Raw genomic sequence first — 17,417 nt, forward strand, 5'->3', positions numbered from 1 at the left:
AAAATAATCATATCTTTTTAGAGGGAGTCGAATATGGATGGTTCCTTGTATCTTATGATTGCACGAGAAGCAATTCTCACTGTTTTTCAAAACTCAGAGATTGATACCAAAGCGTTACAACAAGTTTATCCTGAACTTTCTCATCATCAAGCAACCTTTGTTACTCTAACGATTAACGGTAGATTGAGGGGGTGTATCGGTTCGTTAATCGCACATCGATCATTAATCGATGATTTAATATCCAATGCACGTTCTGCTGCCCTTCGTGATCCACGTTTTACACCGCTTACACCCAATGAATTCGGTGAAATCATGATTGAAGTCTCATTACTAACCCATCCACAACTACTTACGTATGCTGATAAAGAAGAGCTCAAACGTCTTATTCGTCCCAATATTGATGGTGTTATACTCCTTTTGGGTAATCATCAAGCCACATTTTTACCGCAAGTGTGGGAAGAATTAGAACATTTTGACTCTTTTTTTGACCATTTGGGACATAAAGCAGGGATTGGAAGTGATCCTCTCTCTTATCATCCCGAAATCTCTGTATATCAGGTAAAAAAATTTAAGGAACAAGTCAATGAATAAAAGAACTATGAGTGTTGGAGGGAGTTTTTACCCTTCTGAATCTATTGAAATTACCGCGATGATTGATTATTTTAACACAATATTGGATTCACACCCTGATGTTGCGGCGCGATTTGATGCATTAAGTGGAAATAGCGTTATTGTCCCCCATGCAGGTTGGGTTTATTCGGGATTTAGTGCCAACATTGCCTATCGGATTCTCGCCCATACACCTCCAGCTACTGTTGTTGTCATTGGGCCTAGTCATAAAGTCAGTTTTGAGGGGATAAGTATCGCTAAAATGGAACTATTTGAAACACCGCTTGGAGATTTAACTATCAACACTGCATTAGTTGATGATCTCACAGAACGATTTTCACTCACCATGTTTGAGCAAGCCCACCATGAGCACAGTACAGAAGTACAAATGCCTTTTCTTAAACACTATATGAGCGATGTCAAAGTGGTAGAGATGGTCTATGGAAATACAGATCCTGCATACATAACCGCTCTTATTGACTATCTGCTCGAGAAACCATCAACTGCCGTTGTTATCAGTACCGATCTTAGCCATTATTATTCCTTGGAAGAAGCCAAACATCTTGATACCATCTGTCTTGAAGCCATCCGGAATAAAAACAGCACGATGTTACATCAAGGGTGTGAAGCGTGTGGAAAAATAGGTGTTGAAGCGATGCTGGATGTTGCTCATAAACGAAATATGGAAGCAATCCTACTCGATTATCGCACCAGTGCCGATGCTAGCGGGGATAGTTCACGCGTTGTCGGATATGCGAGTGCCCTTTTTAGTTAAGCTGTTTCATTGCCACCGGTCACTTTTATGTGCCATGGCTCATAACGGACACCATAGGGGTTATTTGTAGTATAGCGTATAGAGATATATCCGCCATCATACAGTTTTTTAAAGACATCGGTTTCTTGAAATTTTTCCGTAAAATTGTATTGCCCAAATCCTACTTTACCGATATCAAAATCTCCGACACTATGAAAGGTAAATCCCGGAGGGGCAATCGATGTTGAGGTTAAACGTAAATCTCCCCCCGCAAATTCCATTTTTTTTAAAAAGAGGTATAGTTGTTTCACCGGAGCACGTACTCCTGAGGTCAGAACCAAATCATTGCCCACTAACCGTTTGATTTGAGTATATTTCTCCATTGCAGGACCTCTCATCAAAAAATGTCCCGTTTTATCCATATAGGTAACATCTTTTTTTTGGGTTACTGTACTAAGTTGAGGCACAGTCCGCTCACCATAAAAACCGTATCGTCTTGGATCACCATAAAAAATTGATTCTATAAATTGAACTTCTTGAGGAGTTAATGGTTTTTTACAGCGTACGGCAGTTTTCAGTAATTCATCAAAACTCAAAATATTAAATTGAACATAACCCACTTGATTTTGAACGATAGTAAGTTTTTGAAGTAATGATGTGACCAATATATTACCGCTGAAAATCTGCTTATTGCCCTCAATTTCATCAAGTTGCGCAAAAAGAGTTGTTGCTCCCGTTAATGCACTAAGAGTTAAAAATGTTCTTCTGTCCACTTAGTATGACCTCTTGCTCTTTCAATATGTTATTGTAATATAAAAATTCCTATTTCTATACTATCGGAAAATTTCTTTGATAATTTAGTGATACTCAATAATATTTATCGATAATATACCATTTTGTAACGTCAAGTTAAATTAAGAAAAATTCACATAAAATAGTCATAAATTAATATTGATTGTGAAAAAAACAATGCAGACTTTTATTGCACGTCAACCAATCTTTGATCTGAGTGGAGAGTGTGTTGCTTATGAGCTACTGTATCGTAAAAATAAAAAAGCAGTTCACGCAAATGTAACCGATAATGCCGAAGCAACGGCACGTGTTTTGATTAATTTTATGCATAATATCGGCTTTGATTCTTTTACAGATAATAAAACTGGCTATATCAATATTGATGAAACAATTTTACTTAATGATATACTCCTCTCACTACCAAAAGAAAAATTTGTATTTGAAGTTTTGGAAACCATACCTATTACACCTGAAGTAGTTGAAAAAATAGGATACTATTACCATTTAGGATATCGATTTTCACTTGATGATTTCTCTTGTAATCCACAAAATTTGGAATATTTTAAACCTATTTTTCCTTTTATGGAGATTGTTAAAATTGATTTGTTACTCATGCATGAGTATAGTATCGAAGAGATGGCTGAACATTTTTCTCCTTATAAGCTTCAATTACTTGCTGAAAAAGTAGAGGATTTTAGTGTTTTTGAACGGTGTAAAAAATCTGGTTTTAAACTTTTTCAAGGCTATTTTTTTGAAAAACCGACCATTATTACCGGTAAAAAAATAGAGCTTTTAACCGCGAGTGTCATCGATATTATCAACACATTACATATCAATCCCGATATCAATGTTATCACCGATAAGTTTTCCCTTTATCCTGATCTTACTTTTAGCCTTTTACAATATATCAACTCAGCTGAATACAGTTTCCGTAGTCACATCACTAGTATCCGCCAAATTATCAATCTACTTGGTCCACAAAGATTACGTTCATGGTTAGGACTCTTTTTGTATAGTAGCAACAACAAACGTATATTTGGTGATACAATTGTGAAATCGGCTAAATTCAGAGCTAATATGATGAGGGAATTGGTTATTGCACTCAAAAAAAATCAGTTTGCTGATGAGGCATTTTTAACGGGGAGTTTATCACTTATCGACACCTATTTACAAGTCAGTATGGAAGAGATGTTAGGAAAAATAATTTTAGGCAAATCAATTACTGATGCCCTTTTACACCGAGAAGGTTATTTGGGTAAACTACTATCTCTTGTAGAAAAAATGGAAACTAATGAAAATTTAGAACACTTACTGGATGCAATCGGAATAAAATTAGGGCTTACATCAGAGGAGATTTATCGCCTCTTTTGTAAAGCCAATAATTTTAAAATAGATAGTTAAACATCCATCTCTAAAACATTCCAAGGCAAGCCTTGGGTATTCATCTCATCCATGAAGAAATCAGGATCGAGTTGTTCCATATTGAACACCCCTTTTCCGCTCCATTTTCCCTCTACCATCAATTTTGCACCGATAACAGCAGGGACGCCTGTCGTATAAGAGACACCTTGTGATTTCACTTCGGCGTAGCACTCTTCGTGATCTTTGACTTGGTAGATATAAATTTTGCGTTTTTTGCCGTCTTTAAGCCCCTCGGCAACGATACCGATATTGGTTTTCCCTTTTGTACGAGGACCGAGTGACGCCGGATCCGGAAGCAATGTTTTCAAGAATTCCATCGGAACGATTTTCATCCCTTGATGCTCAACAGGCTCGATACCGAGCATGCCGACGTTTTCTAAACATTTCATGTGGGTAAGGTAGCTTTGTCCGAAGGTCATGAAAAAGCGGATGCGTTTGAGCCCTTTGATGTGCTTGACGAGAGACTCCATCTCTTCGTGATATAACAAATAACTATCTTTAGGTCCTACTTCAGGATAATCCCACACTTGCATGATTTCCATAGGTGCGGTTTCAATCCACACTCCGTTTTCCCAATAACGACCTTTGGCACTCACTTCACGGAGGTTGATCTCAGGGTTGAAGTTCGTAGCGAACGGATAGCCGTGATCTCCGGCGTTACAGTCGAGAATATCGATGGTGTGGATCTCATCGAAATAGTGTTTTTGAGCATAGGCGCAGAAAACATTCGTTGCACCCGGATCAAATCCGCTACCGAGCAATCCCATGATCCCCGCTTCTTTGAACACCGCGTCACGTTCCCATTGGAGTTTATACTCAAATTTCGCCTCATCAGGGTGTTCATAGTTCGCGGTATCGAGGTATGGGGTTTTGGTTGCGATACACGCATCCATGATGCTGAGGTCTTGGTATGGCAATGCAACGTTGATCAAAATATCAGGAGAGTATTTTTGAATCAATGCAATTACTTCATTGGTGTTATCCGCATCGACCGTAGTGATTTCGATGGCACCTGCTGGAAGTTCGTTTTGGATCTCTTCACAGCGCCAAATACTGCGGCTTGCTAAAATAATACGATCAAAAATTTGGTTGTTCATGACACATTTGTGTGCCACAACGCGCCCTACTCCACCGGCGCCGATAATAAGTGCAGTTGCCATAATAAAACCTCTGATAAAAATATAATGGAAATTATAAGCTAAAGTCTCTTACGAAAATGTTACAGACAAAATGCGTCAATGAGGACTAGCCCCCAAATAAACGCCAACATAGCCAATGAGAGAAATACAAGTGCTGCCCCGGCATCTTTTGCCCGTTTAGCAAGTTCGTGATGATCGAACGTGACCAAATCAACCGTACGTTCAACAGAACTATTAATCATTTCCGCCATTAGCGGTATAAAGAGTGAAATAGCCAAAATGGAGCTTTGGACAAAAGAGATGGGTATTACCCATGCGATTATCATTCCGCTAATAAAAAGGAGTATTTGCAAACGAAATGACTTTTCATTTTTACTCACTTCTATTAAACCATTCAACGCATAGCGAGTATTTTTAAAAAGAGTGTATTTTGGTTTATTCAGCGCCATGTTCATCCTCCGCTAGTACCGTACTCCATCCTTCATATATTCCATGTTCTATGAGTGTAGCTTCATACAACGTGGATGTTGTCTCCTCAACTTGTTCGGGGGTGATAGATTCATCTTTTATAAGCGTTACACCATAAGCGTATTCAGATTCATCATTGTTCATCTCTTCTTTAACATCAAAACCTTCAGAGATAATTGATTCACTAAAACGTTTAAGTGCAGTGGGTGTTTGAAAAAAACAATAATGTTCCACTTCACGTGCTCTATTTAAATCATCCCCTGCTTCTAACAAAGCGGCAATCGTATCACGGTTTTGCATTTTAATCATATCGATAGGTTCAGGATAGAGACGTTCTAAATACATCTCCCATTTAGCATCTTTCGACGATCCACGCTCATAGGGATAACTACCATGTCGAGCCATCACATCTGAAGTGATATTTTCAAATTTTTTAGAAGTTGAGGCATAAAAATAAAATTCACACCAACCGTCTTTGATGATACATCCTGCATAAAGTGCTTCGAGTTGTTCAAACAACGTTGAGGCTAAATCATCTCTAAAACGGATAAATTCGGTAGAAAAAGGGTCTGAAATTTTAAAGAATATCCATAACAACCAAGGTCGTTCAGCATCAGGAGCTTCATCAATGAGCGACAAATCGACTTCCACCCTACTCTTTGTCTCTTCATTATCAAGAGTATCGTAAAAATCAATCATGCACTACCTCATCGTTTTAATAATCGCAATTGTACCGAAACTATCTCTTATTCACCATTGTAGCTATGATGGAGTTTTACTTTATGACTCAACTCTTGTACCTCTTTAGGAGAAATATGGTGTGATTGTTCGTATTTAGAAACATGATCAGCAAAAAGTTCCATTTGTGCTATTGCCGTTGCAGCTACATTTTCTAACTGTTCACGCAATCCTCGATGTTCGTGCTTTTCAAAAGATTCTAACGTCACAATAGCTTCAGAGAGTTTACTTTTAGCCACCATAAACTCTTTGTGTAATGTTTCTGCGGAGGTAAATAGATGCGATAATGGTTTGAGAGAGTCGTGCAACTCTTTGGTGTTATGATTGATATCTCTCATTTGATTAGAGGAGAGTACCATTTGTTGCATAATTAGCTCACTTTGTTCACGAGAAGCTTTGAGAATATTTTCATTTTCTAACAAAGTCGTCCCAATCCCTTCTGCTTTGGAGACAATATGATGAATTTGTCGTGCGGCATCGGTTGTAATTCGAGAGAGTTCATGTTCAATTACACCCGTTACCCCTTCAGAGATGTGTGATTTTTGAAGTTTTTCCAATCTATTCATAATCTCGACAAACTCATTATGCAACTCTTTTTTCTCTTCGACAGAACCTTTGATGGCACTTTTGAGTTGATTAAAATGATCTTGTTCCGAAATACGCAAAAGATCAATATGGCGATGGACAACATTATCCAAACTGGGGAGTTCGCTTAATGTAAACTCTTCAAATTTCTCTTGAGCCAATTGTTGTTGTGCTAATACTGATTCTACTTTTTGGATAAAAAACTTTTGATTGGTTAGGATAGATTCTAACGCTTCTATCTCTTCTTTAAAGATATTTTTGAGTTGTTCATGGGTTGAATTTTCCATCTGCGCTACACGTGAGAGGGAGCTATTGAGTGAACCAAGGAGTTGTTTGAACCCTTCCACCTCATCGGCAATCGCTTGCAGACGTAAATTTTTTGAATACTGGTTGAGTGCAGTTTGCGTTTGAGACATAACACTCATTATGGTTGAGAGGATAATACCGACAATCACACTCACCAAAGATTCACGTAATGAAAGCAACCATTCAGAACTATCATTTAACATCACAAAATGAAAAAGGGCAGCACCAAAACCAATCGCTAAAACGACAGGGGTATAATTAATTTTATTAGGATCTTTATAGACACTGATATGACGTAAAAAAAGCAATGACATTAATACTATAGAGACTAAAATATCGAGATCAAACACACATTACTCCTCAAAAATAAATTGTACAATTTCCAATGGAGAAAAAGCAACTCTCTCCCCTAATCCGGTGTTGGTAAATCCCCATGCTGCAAAGATTGTATTAATCGACGCTTCACTCCCCGCCATCATATCTTTACTGTTGTCACCAATCATCCATGCACTATCTTCCATTGGATTATAACCATGATGTTCTAAAAGTAGTTCTATCATTTGAGGATGAGGTTTTGGAAACTTTACATTATCTGCACCGATAATAGAGCTAAAAAAAGGGGCAATACCGACATAATTAAGCATGCGATGGGCAAATGTACTCGGTGCATTTGTTGCAACACTCATGTTACATCCACGCGATTGAAGACATTCTAGTGTCTCAACAATTTCGTTATAAGAATAAACATTTTGAATACACTGTTCATGATAATGCTCTTCAAACAACACTTTTGCACCCTCTTCATAGTGTACAGTTTGATAAAACAACTCAGCTAAATTCCGATCATGTGCATTTATTGCTTCAATAATATACGATTTATCGAGCGGAGGAAGTGTATAGAGTTGATTACGAACATAATTGATAGAGATAGTAATATCTTGAGCTGAATTTATTAGTGTTCCATCCATATCAAAAATGACTATTTTTTTCACAACTATCTCATTTTTTCATACAACGCTTTGAGTGTTTCTACAAAGAGGGGATGATCATTGGGACATCGGCATACTCGATAATCGTTATATCCTAATTCATGGGCTATTTCTGCGTATTCAATACTCAGTTCAAAGTCAGTCTCAGAATTATCGATTGTAAATGCGATAGGGACAATAATCACTTTTTTATTTTCCAGCCCTCGTAGGGCACTCTCCAAAGAAGGTTCCAGCCACTTCATAGGACCTACTTTGGATTGGTACGCGAGATAAATACCTTTAAAATGGATACCCTCTTCGATCAGTAAATTTTTTAGAAGCTCAACATGGGCGCTCACATGTCTTTGATAGGGATCACCATCATCTACTATTTTTTGGGGCAATCCATGAGCAGAAAAAATGAGATCAAATTCATCTGCATTATTGGTGTTCAAACACTCTTTTATAAGAGAGAGGAGTGCTGAATTATATGTATGATTAGTAAAAAAATGTTTTATTTCAACAATAATCGGAAACCATCCTATCTTACGAGAAACCATTTCAAAATCATCAATGGATGATTGCGTTGTTGTCGATGAGTATTGTGGGTACAAAGGGATAAGATAGACTTTTTGAACCCCTGCACTTTTAAGCTTTAGCACAACCTCTTCAGCCATCGGAGGAGTATAACGCATCACAAAATCTACCATAACCGAATCATTTAACGCTACAGCCAGTTTTTGTACCAACGATTTTGTTAAATCAACAATCGGAGATTTGCCTCCAATTTGTCGATAAATCTCTTGAGATTTTTCAGCACGTGATAATGTAATCACCCCTGCGATAAAACGACGCATAAGGGAACTTTTTGTCCGTATGATTGCAGGGTCATTGAACATATTGGTCAAGAATGTCTCAACTTCAGCTAAATTATTGGGTCCACCCATATTTAAAAGAACAATTGCTTCTTTCACATTACTCCATTAACCGTTTGTTTTTAGTGATAGTGTACCATACCGTATTGACAAAAAAATTAAATTATAATAAAAATTAAAGTTTTTTAGATTTATAATGAACTAGAGGTGAAATGGCATTTTCATATCACTGTAGGAGGATAAATGATAAATAGACTACTCATTGTCACTCTATTCCTTTATGGAACACACCTTTTAGCCGATGTACAAAAACATGAAACCTCTCTATTTTTAGAATATGAACGTGAAATTTCCCATCAAAATGATTCTTCAACAGATCAAGAGAATCCCTTTAAAAAAATTATTACTAAACTAACACCTACCAAACCTTCAACACCTTATGTCAACGTTCCGATACAGCCAACTGTCGCTACTGCTCCCATTCCGCCTGAAAAACCAACCATCGGACAAGATGCACTTCCCTATTTAGTTATCAATAAACCGGTGGACATTGTACCGATTTGTATCGAAAAACCGACAGATAAAGAGGTAGCAATCACAGTAAAAGAACCTAAAAAATCTCTTTTTGAAAATTTAACATCCAAAAAAGATAAAATTTTGGCAAAAGCAAAAGAGTTTTTAGGCACCCCATACGGGTTTGGAAGAGATGATTATGTAACCGATTGTTCAGGATTTACACAACAAGTTTTTCGCCAATTTGGAGTTACATTACCCCGTTCTGCCGCAGAACAAGCACGTCTTGGAACAGATGTTGATGCTAAAGATTTACAAATCGGCGATTTGCTCTTTTACCATACCTATAAAAACGAGCCATCACATGTTGCAATTTATGCAGGTGAGGGTCAAATCATCCATGCCTCTTTTAGAAGTAAAAAAGTTCAATATGATACTATTAATAAAGGGTATTATAAAGAACGTTTTATGTATGCTAAACGACTTGCTCTTAATAACGTAGATTCATCTAGCGAGTAAATATCATGTCAGCCCTCTACTCCACACTGGATAAACACTGGCTTTGGAAAGAGGTCTATACTAAACTCGATATCTCCTCACCCGCATATCAATATTGGAACGATACACGACATATTAAATTAAACCGTTACGTATTTCTCGAAAAACAGACTCTTCCCCCAAAATATGCCCATATTGAAGAAGATCTAACCGATTTAAGCGGTTATCTGCCGACACAATATGCTGCGACTCAGCTTGGAATCGATAGCCATATATTTGCCTATAAAAAAATGCGTCTTTACAATCAATTTGAATACAAATTTATTAATGATATAAAATTTGTCAATCTCAAGCGATTTTTTCTCGAAAACGGGATCAAAATCGGTAAAAAAAGCTATGTCCATTTAGCACGTTTGGATGAACTCATCATCACGGCTGATTCACGCTTTTATCGTATCGATGATAACTACGGTGTTGTTGTTTACGATTGACGTTTTGCCCAACGCGGAAAAAAACGCGATGGTGATAATATAGGGTTCAACGTTTTCCCATCAACCAACCATTCACCCAATCGCTTAGCCAAATACGGCGCAAGGACAAATCCATACCCTCCTGAACCGTTAATCATCGTCAGATTCGGATAATAGGTATATTCAGATGGATTAACTCTCTCACCATATCGCAGATGTGGAAATTTATTCAATGTTGCCTCTGCATCTACAAGAGTTCCCAACATCGGGAGATAATCATTTGACCCCGAACGTAATCCCGTATAGTCATTAAGGATATTAATATTATTTAATTTTAATGTTTTAGAGGCCTTTTCGAGCAGTTGTAATCTCCCCTGCTCCCTATCGTACAATTCACCGGTGAACGGCGAATAATGGACATCGTGGGTCGCTCCTATAGCGACGATTCCATCCTTGGTTGTCGGAGAAATCGAGACATGGTGATGGAAAATGCAGGGAATATTTGTATCCGTCTTTATATCGATACGATGTCCCCAAATACCTCGTAAACCGACGTAATCGATGGGGAGAAGCTTCGGATAGGCTCCAATCGAGAGGATAATATGTTTGGCGCGAAGATCACCTACCTGCCACTCACCGTCACTGTGAATCAGCCTTTCGACCTTGAGGGGATAAAAATCAATCCCCTCCGCCATAGCATTGCATACCCCCTGCGCATCAACGACGGCACCTTCAGAGAAATAGATATAGCTATCTACAGAGGCTTCTGAGGTTAGGAGGGATTTAAGCTCATTGTCTATTTTAGAGTGTTGTAATGTGGTTTCATATTTGTAATATTCAAGCTTCTCTGATTCTTGGGGAGAGTTAGCGATATGCAAAAGCGGTTTTGTAAGGGTAAATTGGGGGAAACGGGTTGTGTAAAATTCGAGTGCTTCGGCGTGCGCCTCACCCATAATCTCTTTGAGCTCTCCGGCTTTGGAGATTTTGGGCGAGATAAATGCCCCTGCCGCACCGCTCCCGCCTGAGGCAATACCGTCTTGATCGATCAGGGCGACGTTTAGACCTGCTTGCGCGAGAGTGTAGGCGCTGCAACAGCCGTTTATCCCCGCACCGATGATGATGACATCATACAAGGCTTTATGCCCCGATCAGTGATTCATACGGTACATTCAACTGTGCGTGTAAGTTACGAATCATAGAAATGGAGAGCTGACGTTTATGGTTTAGAATCTCAGAAACTTTGGATCGTGAACCGATAATGGGGGTCAGGTCTTTTGCTTCAAGCCCCATCTGCTCCATCCGAAATCGGATTGCTTCTACAGGATCACACGCGGGGATCGGAAAATGTTTGGCTTCGTAATTCTCGACAAGGGTTGTCAAAATATCGAGTTCATCCCCCTCTGGCGTGCCATACTCAGCATCCATCAGCATTTCGATACGAGATAGTGCTTTCTCATAATCGGCTTCGGTTCGGATCGGAAAAATATTCATATTAAATCTCCTCTGCTTTGATTTTGTCATATTCGGCGTGTGTACCGATAAAACGGATATAGACCGTACCGTAGGGATAGTTAATCTTAACAATCAGACGGTATTTGTTACCACCGATATTAAAGACAACACGGTTGTCACCTAATATACTTGCGGTAGCATACTGGACTTTTATATCCTGCGGTGTTAACCACTGCGCTTTTACTGCTTCGGCATACCATGCGCTGAGTGGACTCAGTGCGTCAGGATGTTTTTCCCAGAAATCGAGCAATGTCCGTTTTTTAATGACTCTCATGAAAGAAAGTATAGCGTATATTTCCCAAAATGGGAATAACACTATTTTGAAAGAGAAGTAATTTTATTCTATAATCATAAAATTTAGTTATTAGAGGAACGTTATAATGATAAAAAGTATATTAAATCTATTGTTTATTTCTTTAATATCTGGCGTAATAATTATAATGATCTATGCTATTTTAATGGCAAGCAATGCAACTCTAATCATGTACTTATTTTTTTATCCTGGAATGGTTATAAACGCCATACTACTTTTTATTTTTCCTGATAGTTGGTTTTATTCAGCAATAGAAAATGATCCATTACATAGTCCAATTATTGCAACTAACATAAATAGCCTTTTGTATGGACTTCTACTTTGGTGGATTATTTTAATGACTTTTTTTCAACGTATATCAAATAAAACAGCCAAAAAAAGTGAACAATGGATTCCCGATCAAGTCGGGAATGACGAGAAAGCTAGAGAGTGATATTTTTGATGTCGGCAATCGAATAAATTTCGGCATAAATCATACCAACCAACGCTTTACGGTTAGCTCTAACGTTTAAATCTTCTGCATTGACCATAACATTGTCGAAAAAGGTATCGAGAGGTGCTTTGAGAGCGAACAACGCATCTAAACGCTCTTCGAGGGTTTCGTAGTTCGTAGAGATAGCAGACGTTGCGGCAGAATAGAGATTACGCTCAGAGTCGTTTTCAAAGAGTGATTCATTGACACTGAAACCTTTGTCCATCGCTTCGTCTTTGAGGATATTACTGACCCGTTTAAAGGTAGAAAATGCTTCGAGGAATGACTCGGATGATGCGATAGCAGAGACTGCTCGTATTTTACGTCCAATTTCAAGTATGTTTAAACTAATATTTGATTTTTCAGTTTCTGTCATAGCATTGTGAATTTCATTATCTACAATCACTTTTACTGTTCCAACATTAGCTTTACGTTCCACTCCTTTAGGTGATGCAATAACCGATTGAATAATCGATGGATTGACATCATCATAAGCACCACCGAGACGCTCAATGATAAAGGTCTCAATATTCTTTTTGTATTCTTTGCCCTGCGGATAGAGTGATGAGAGCTGATCGATCAAGGTAGAGAAGTCTAACGGAATTTGATATGCTTCGGTAATTTTGATAATCCCAGTAACGGCACGACGAAGGGCAAACGGGTCTCGTGAACCTGTTGGAATTTCACCAATACTGAACATACCGATGAGAGTATCGACTTTCATCGACATGGCAACGATAGCACTGAGCATTGTGCTTGGCAATGCGCTATCTTCACCCGTAGGGAGATATTGCTCTTTGATCGCGGTGGCTACTTCGGTAGATTCCCCCAGAGCTAACGCATAGTAATACCCCATAAGCCCCTGAAGTTCAGTAAACTCATAGACCATTTCCGACATTAAGTCGGCTTTTGCTAATTCCATCGCACGCTCTAAATAATTAGGATTAATATTATCATATATGAGATTGGCGATAGTCGTTGCAACTACTTTTTCCCGTTTTATTTTCTCTGCCAACGTCCCCAAGCCGTTCATAAAGACCACTTTTTCTAACCCTGCTGTACTGAGCCCTTTTTTGAGGTCATTCCGGTAGAAAAAGAGTGCATCGGAGAGGCGTGGGCGGAGAACCCGTTCATTCCCCTCGATAACATGGCTGAAATCATCGGTGAGGGCATTAGAGACCACGACGAATGCGTTGATGAGTTTCCCCTCTTTGAACACAGGAAAATAGCGTTGATGCTCTTTCATCGAAGTGATGATAACTTCGGGAGGAAGTTCCAAAAATGTTTCGTCAAATTTGCCTAATAACGGTGTCGGATGTTCGGTGATTGCAACTACTTCATCGAGCAAATCATCATCGATTTCGATAGTCACTCCATGTTCATTCTCTAGATTTTTAAATGCTTCTAAAATAGTGCTACGGCGCACTTCCGGAAACAAGGTCACAGCACCGTTTTTAAGTACATCAAAATACTCATGCAATGATCCAAGCGGCTTGGCTTCAAAATGGCTGATACGATGGACATAGGTCAAAGGAGCTGATTGGACACCAAACAGCTCTGCTTCTACTTGCTTGTCCCCTAACATCACATTGAGCCAACGGATCGGACGGATAAAACTCTCGCTGTTGCTACCCCAACGCATCGATTTTCCGAAATTTAGGCTTTTAATCCACTGGTTAATCATGCCAGAGAGGAGTTTTGAGCTCTCTTGTCCTTCAATGTTTTTAGCATAATAAAGAACCTCTTTACCACCTTTTTCATTGCGACTGATTGCACTAAACTCTACACCGCATTTTTTAGCAAACCCTAACGCCGCTGGGGTTGGTATGCCATCTTTAATCGCAATATCAACGGGTGCGCCGAAAAATTCCTCAATACGATCTTCTTGTTGAGTTTTGAACTCTCTGTGCCATAGCACTAAACGTCTAGGGGTGTAATAAAATTCGAACTCACACATAAGGGTATTTTTTTCTAAAATATCAGCCCATTTTTTCTCTATTTCACTCAACTCTTTGAGTAATGGGACTGCCGGAAGTTCTTCAACACCGATTTCTATCAAAAGTGGTTTTGTCATACTCTCTATCCAATCTAATATTATTGGGGTAGATTTTACCGCTATATTGGTTAAAATAGGCTGTTACGCTATAATCATCTCATGAAAACACCACACTTTTATGCCGTTATAATCGGCTCAGAAATTCTCAACGGCCGTCGTGAAGATAAACATTTTACCTTCATTCGTGATGCTCTATTACATCGAGGGCATGTTTTATTTTCGACATTTATCATCAAAGATGATACAAATCTCATCAACTCCATTTTTTCACTTGTTAAAAATGATCCCAATGGTGTGATGTTCAGCTTCGGTGGTATCGGCTCAACACCTGATGATTTAACCCGACAACTTGCTAGTGATGTCTTTAGTGATGGAGAACTTATTTCTCATCCCCAATTTTACAGTGATATTTTAGAGCGTTTTGGAGATCAAGCATTTCCCCATCGTGTTAATATGGCATTGTTACCAAAAAATTCGGGATTATTGCACAATATTATCAATAATATGTCGGGATTTTATTTGGAAGATCGCTACTTTTTCATGCCCGGTTTCCCTGAAATGTCTCATGCTATGGTAGAGGAGGCGTTGGAGCGTTTTTATCCCAAATCAGTGATAACGTACCGAAAAACTCTCATCGCGCAAACCTCGGAAAATACGTTGATAGAAGTGATGGAAATACTCAATAGTGATGTTGATTTTTCCTCTTTGCCGATGATTAATAACGGACAACCTACTGTTGAAATTTCTATTGCATCCCACGATAAAGAGCTATGTGAAGAAAATTTTGCCCTTTTTGAACGTGATTTGGAACAAAAAAATATAAAATTCGAGATTATTATTTAAGATTATTACTTAAAAAGACGATCTAGTTATATAGAAACTTTTTTAGGGGAAAATTATGATAGGTTATTTAATTATTGCCCTCGTAGTTATGGTCATAGCCTACTTTTTTTATCGGTATTATTTTTTTCAAAAAAATATATCAACATCACATAAACCTCATTTTACACTCAAAATCGAACACGAATAATAGGATTACAAGTAATAATACCGAATGGGTATAACAATTATATATTTTCCTCTTTATCGCGTTCCAATAAAGCCAATATAGATTTTTTATGCATTTTACGGGCAAAATCAATTGCACTTAATCCATGACCATCACGTGCACGAACATCTACACCCAACTCAAGCAGTTTTTTAATCACGTCACTACGCCCATAACAGACAGCTCCCATCAACGGTGTGAAACCACTGCGTCTTGTTGAGGTATTAACATCAAAACCATCAGCAATCAGTTTTTCGATCAACGCGATATTATTATACGTTACCGCTACATCGAAAACACTTACCCCTTCGATATCAGTATGATGAATATCAGCACCATTGTCGATGAGTAAATCGAGAATTTCACTATCACAATGATACCGCATCGCAAAACAAATGACCGACTCACCGTTTTCCTCTACTTCATTAGGATTTCCGCCATTTTTGAGATATTTTTTTACCCCAAGATAATCATTTGCTTTTAATAATCCAATCCATTGTTCCATACAAAATCCATGCAATAATTTCACGTAGTATAACATGTCACCTTCAACTCTACCTCGGTACTCCTATGCTAAAATACACTATTCATTTTACTATAAGAGAGTTTTTATGACAATTATCGAAACAGAAAGTGCATTCAAAGAGTGTGTTAGTGCTATAGCGGGGTCAGATGGGTACAAAAATCCACTCGCATTCGGAATTTGCCGTGTCGATTTCGGGCAACTTGACAGTTCAAAGATATTACAAGCAACATTCCCTCATATCAACTGGAATGAAAACTTCGGCAGTGCTGCAATCTTTATTGCTAATGCACAAGAACAAGGTTACACTATTGATTTTACCGCTGATGAAGTGATTATCCCCGTAACGTTGAAATTTTTAGAGGGGTGTTTAAATGCATTTACCCCTTATGCGGATGAAGCATTCGGTGATGCTCATAAAAATATTCAAGTTGTTTATCACCTCTACAATCAAATCAAAGAGCATGGTATGCGCGATGGCGAGTTTCGTCTTGTTATCCTCTTTAACGATGTAGCGTGTACGAGCGTAGAGGGGACATACCTCAAACTCTACGCACTCTCTACTTCTAAAGCGGCTCTTCGCTCACTTAATCTTAACGGTGCATTCGGTGCATTGCACAATGTCGCATGGTCGGATGGGCAACCAATCGAACTCGAATGGCTTCGTGAAAATGAGATTGAACTCAAATTTGCTAATGAATATCCGAAAATCGATTTCGTCGATAAATTTCCTCGCTATCTCCAACACATTATTCCTGCTAACAATACTCGTATTTTAGATGATTCAAAAGTCCGTTTCGGAGCACAACTTCATGCAGGAACCACCATTATGCCAGGAGCGAGTTATGTTAACTTCAATGCGGGAACTACTGGTGTAAGCATGGTAGAGGGTCGCATTTCAAGCTCTGCTGTTGTGGGTGATGGTTCAGACGTTGGCGGAGGAGCATCAATTCTAGGAGTTCTCAGCGGAACGGACGGTATCCCTGTCACTATCGGTAAAAACACTCTTCTAGGTGCTAACTCGGTGACGGGTATCGCACTCGGTGATGGATGTATCGTTGATGCAGGAATCGCGGTATTAGCGGGAACCAAGTTTGCAGTAAATACCGAAGAACTTACCAAAATCCAAGAAGCAAACCCATCGAAAACCCTCAGCGGTACGAGTTTCAAAGGGAAAGATTTGGTCGGATTGAACGGTATCCATTACCGCCAAGACTCTACCACAGGACAATTGCTCATCCGTCGTTCAACTCGTGAAGTAAAACTTAACGCCGATTTGCACTAACAATAGAATAATTAGTTTCTCTTTCCTCTTCTCTTTTAAGGTGAAGGGGTCTATACTTTTCTCATATTTGA

Annotated in this window: 20 protein-coding genes; 8 read left to right on the plus strand and 12 right to left on the minus strand. The window is 38.7% G+C overall.

Annotation, left to right across the window (positions count from 1 at the left end; genetic code table 11):
* The first annotated feature begins 33 nt into the window (after positions 1 to 33).
* Complete coding sequence (amrA, locus tag PHC76_RS08645) at positions 34 to 591, plus strand: AmmeMemoRadiSam system protein A (protein ID WP_299971840.1); 558 nt, start codon at positions 34 to 36, stop codon at positions 589 to 591.
* A complete protein-coding gene (gene amrB, locus PHC76_RS08650; RefSeq protein ID WP_299971842.1) occupies positions 584 to 1,384 on the plus strand; it encodes an AmmeMemoRadiSam system protein B in 801 nt (266 codons plus the stop codon). The genes amrA and amrB overlap by 8 nt, the downstream gene beginning before the upstream one ends.
* Here the strand turns inward: amrB and PHC76_RS08655 are convergent.
* Positions 1,381 to 2,136 carry a M15 family metallopeptidase gene (locus tag PHC76_RS08655; RefSeq protein ID WP_299971844.1) on the minus strand — a complete coding sequence of 252 codons (756 nt, stop codon included), beginning with the start codon at positions 2,134 to 2,136 and terminating at the stop codon, positions 1,381 to 1,383. The two genes, amrB and PHC76_RS08655, sit on opposite strands and share 4 nt — an antisense overlap.
* Positions 2,137 to 2,332: 196 nt before the next feature.
* Here PHC76_RS08655 and PHC76_RS08660 point away from each other — a divergent pair, with 196 nt between their 5' ends.
* Positions 2,333 to 3,556, plus strand: coding sequence for an EAL domain-containing protein (locus PHC76_RS08660; RefSeq protein ID WP_300209993.1), 1,224 nt, complete (start codon positions 2,333 to 2,335; stop codon positions 3,554 to 3,556).
* On the opposite strand, the gene PHC76_RS08665 is transcribed toward PHC76_RS08660, so the two are convergent.
* Genes PHC76_RS08665 through hemH form a run of 6 tightly spaced genes read right to left on the minus strand, consistent with a single transcriptional unit; the run spans position 3,553 to position 8,755 of the window.
* Positions 3,553 to 4,737, minus strand: coding sequence for a saccharopine dehydrogenase family protein (locus PHC76_RS08665; RefSeq protein WP_299971848.1), 1,185 nt, complete (start codon positions 4,735 to 4,737; stop codon positions 3,553 to 3,555). The genes PHC76_RS08660 and PHC76_RS08665 overlap by 4 nt on opposite strands.
* Positions 4,738 to 4,796: 59 nt before the next feature.
* The gene (locus tag PHC76_RS08670; protein WP_299971850.1) at positions 4,797 to 5,165 is read right to left on the minus strand and encodes a diacylglycerol kinase; all 369 of its coding nucleotides are present in this window, start codon (positions 5,163 to 5,165) and stop codon (positions 4,797 to 4,799) included.
* On the minus strand, positions 5,152 to 5,883 hold the full coding sequence (locus tag PHC76_RS08675; RefSeq protein WP_299971851.1) for a DUF695 domain-containing protein: 732 nt from the start codon (positions 5,881 to 5,883) through the stop codon (positions 5,152 to 5,154). Before PHC76_RS08675 ends, PHC76_RS08670 begins: the two co-directional genes overlap by 14 nt.
* Positions 5,884 to 5,930: 47 nt before the next feature.
* Complete coding sequence (locus PHC76_RS08680; RefSeq protein ID WP_299971853.1) at positions 5,931 to 7,163, minus strand: hypothetical protein; 1,233 nt, start codon at positions 7,161 to 7,163, stop codon at positions 5,931 to 5,933.
* 3 nt (positions 7,164 to 7,166) lie between these two features.
* The gene (locus PHC76_RS08685; RefSeq protein WP_299971855.1) at positions 7,167 to 7,805 is read right to left on the minus strand and encodes an HAD family hydrolase; all 639 of its coding nucleotides are present in this window, start codon (positions 7,803 to 7,805) and stop codon (positions 7,167 to 7,169) included.
* Positions 7,806 to 7,807: 2 nt separating this feature from the next.
* On the minus strand, positions 7,808 to 8,755 hold the full coding sequence (gene hemH, locus PHC76_RS08690) for a ferrochelatase (RefSeq protein ID WP_299971857.1): 948 nt from the start codon (positions 8,753 to 8,755) through the stop codon (positions 7,808 to 7,810).
* A gap of 144 nt (positions 8,756 to 8,899) precedes the next feature.
* Here hemH and PHC76_RS08695 point away from each other — a divergent pair, with 144 nt between their 5' ends.
* Positions 8,900 to 9,688 (plus strand): C40 family peptidase, encoded by a 789-nt coding sequence (locus PHC76_RS08695; RefSeq protein WP_299971859.1) that lies wholly within the window; start codon positions 8,900 to 8,902, stop codon positions 9,686 to 9,688.
* 5 nt (positions 9,689 to 9,693) lie between these two features.
* Positions 9,694 to 10,158 (plus strand): hypothetical protein, encoded by a 465-nt coding sequence (locus tag PHC76_RS08700; RefSeq protein WP_299971860.1) that lies wholly within the window; start codon positions 9,694 to 9,696, stop codon positions 10,156 to 10,158.
* On the opposite strand, the gene PHC76_RS08705 is transcribed toward PHC76_RS08700, so the two are convergent.
* The 3 genes from PHC76_RS08705 to PHC76_RS08715 are packed head-to-tail and all read right to left on the minus strand — an operon-like array spanning position 10,149 to position 11,923.
* On the minus strand, positions 10,149 to 11,270 hold the full coding sequence (locus tag PHC76_RS08705) for an FAD-binding oxidoreductase (RefSeq protein WP_299971861.1): 1,122 nt from the start codon (positions 11,268 to 11,270) through the stop codon (positions 10,149 to 10,151). The genes PHC76_RS08700 and PHC76_RS08705 overlap by 10 nt on opposite strands.
* 4 nt (positions 11,271 to 11,274) lie before the next feature.
* Positions 11,275 to 11,628 (minus strand): DNA-binding protein, encoded by a 354-nt coding sequence (locus PHC76_RS08710; RefSeq protein WP_299971863.1) that lies wholly within the window; start codon positions 11,626 to 11,628, stop codon positions 11,275 to 11,277.
* A gap of 1 nt (position 11,629) precedes the next feature.
* Positions 11,630 to 11,923, minus strand: coding sequence for a type II toxin-antitoxin system HigB family toxin (locus tag PHC76_RS08715; protein ID WP_299971865.1), 294 nt, complete (start codon positions 11,921 to 11,923; stop codon positions 11,630 to 11,632).
* 106 nt (positions 11,924 to 12,029) lie between these two features.
* On the opposite strand from PHC76_RS08715, the gene PHC76_RS08720 reads away from it, so the two are divergent.
* Positions 12,030 to 12,395 (plus strand): hypothetical protein, encoded by a 366-nt coding sequence (locus PHC76_RS08720; RefSeq protein WP_299971866.1) that lies wholly within the window; start codon positions 12,030 to 12,032, stop codon positions 12,393 to 12,395.
* Here PHC76_RS08720 and glyS read toward each other — a convergent pair.
* The gene (glyS, locus tag PHC76_RS08725) at positions 12,385 to 14,508 is read right to left on the minus strand and encodes a glycine--tRNA ligase subunit beta (protein WP_299971868.1); all 2,124 of its coding nucleotides are present in this window, start codon (positions 14,506 to 14,508) and stop codon (positions 12,385 to 12,387) included. The two genes, PHC76_RS08720 and glyS, sit on opposite strands and share 11 nt — an antisense overlap.
* Before the next feature lie 81 nt (positions 14,509 to 14,589).
* Here glyS and PHC76_RS08730 point away from each other — a divergent pair, with 81 nt between their 5' ends.
* The gene (locus PHC76_RS08730) at positions 14,590 to 15,333 is read left to right on the plus strand and encodes a molybdopterin-binding protein (protein WP_299971870.1); all 744 of its coding nucleotides are present in this window, start codon (positions 14,590 to 14,592) and stop codon (positions 15,331 to 15,333) included.
* A 224-nt stretch (positions 15,334 to 15,557) separates the two neighbouring features.
* Here the strand turns inward: PHC76_RS08730 and PHC76_RS08735 are convergent, their stop codons facing one another.
* Entirely contained in the window at positions 15,558 to 16,043 is a 486-nt protein-coding gene (locus PHC76_RS08735; RefSeq protein ID WP_299971872.1) for an ankyrin repeat domain-containing protein, read from the minus strand.
* Positions 16,044 to 16,149: 106 nt separating this feature from the next.
* Between PHC76_RS08735 and PHC76_RS08740 the strand changes: the two genes are divergently transcribed.
* Positions 16,150 to 17,346: a tetrahydrodipicolinate N-succinyltransferase N-terminal domain-containing protein gene (locus PHC76_RS08740; protein WP_299971874.1), complete on the plus strand. Its 1,197-nt coding sequence runs from the start codon at positions 16,150 to 16,152 to the stop codon at positions 17,344 to 17,346.
* The last annotated feature ends 71 nt before the right edge of the window (positions 17,347 to 17,417 follow it).

The sequence above is a fragment of the Sulfuricurvum sp. genome (assembly GCF_028710345.1).
GTDB lineage: Bacteria > Campylobacterota > Campylobacteria > Campylobacterales > Sulfurimonadaceae > Sulfuricurvum.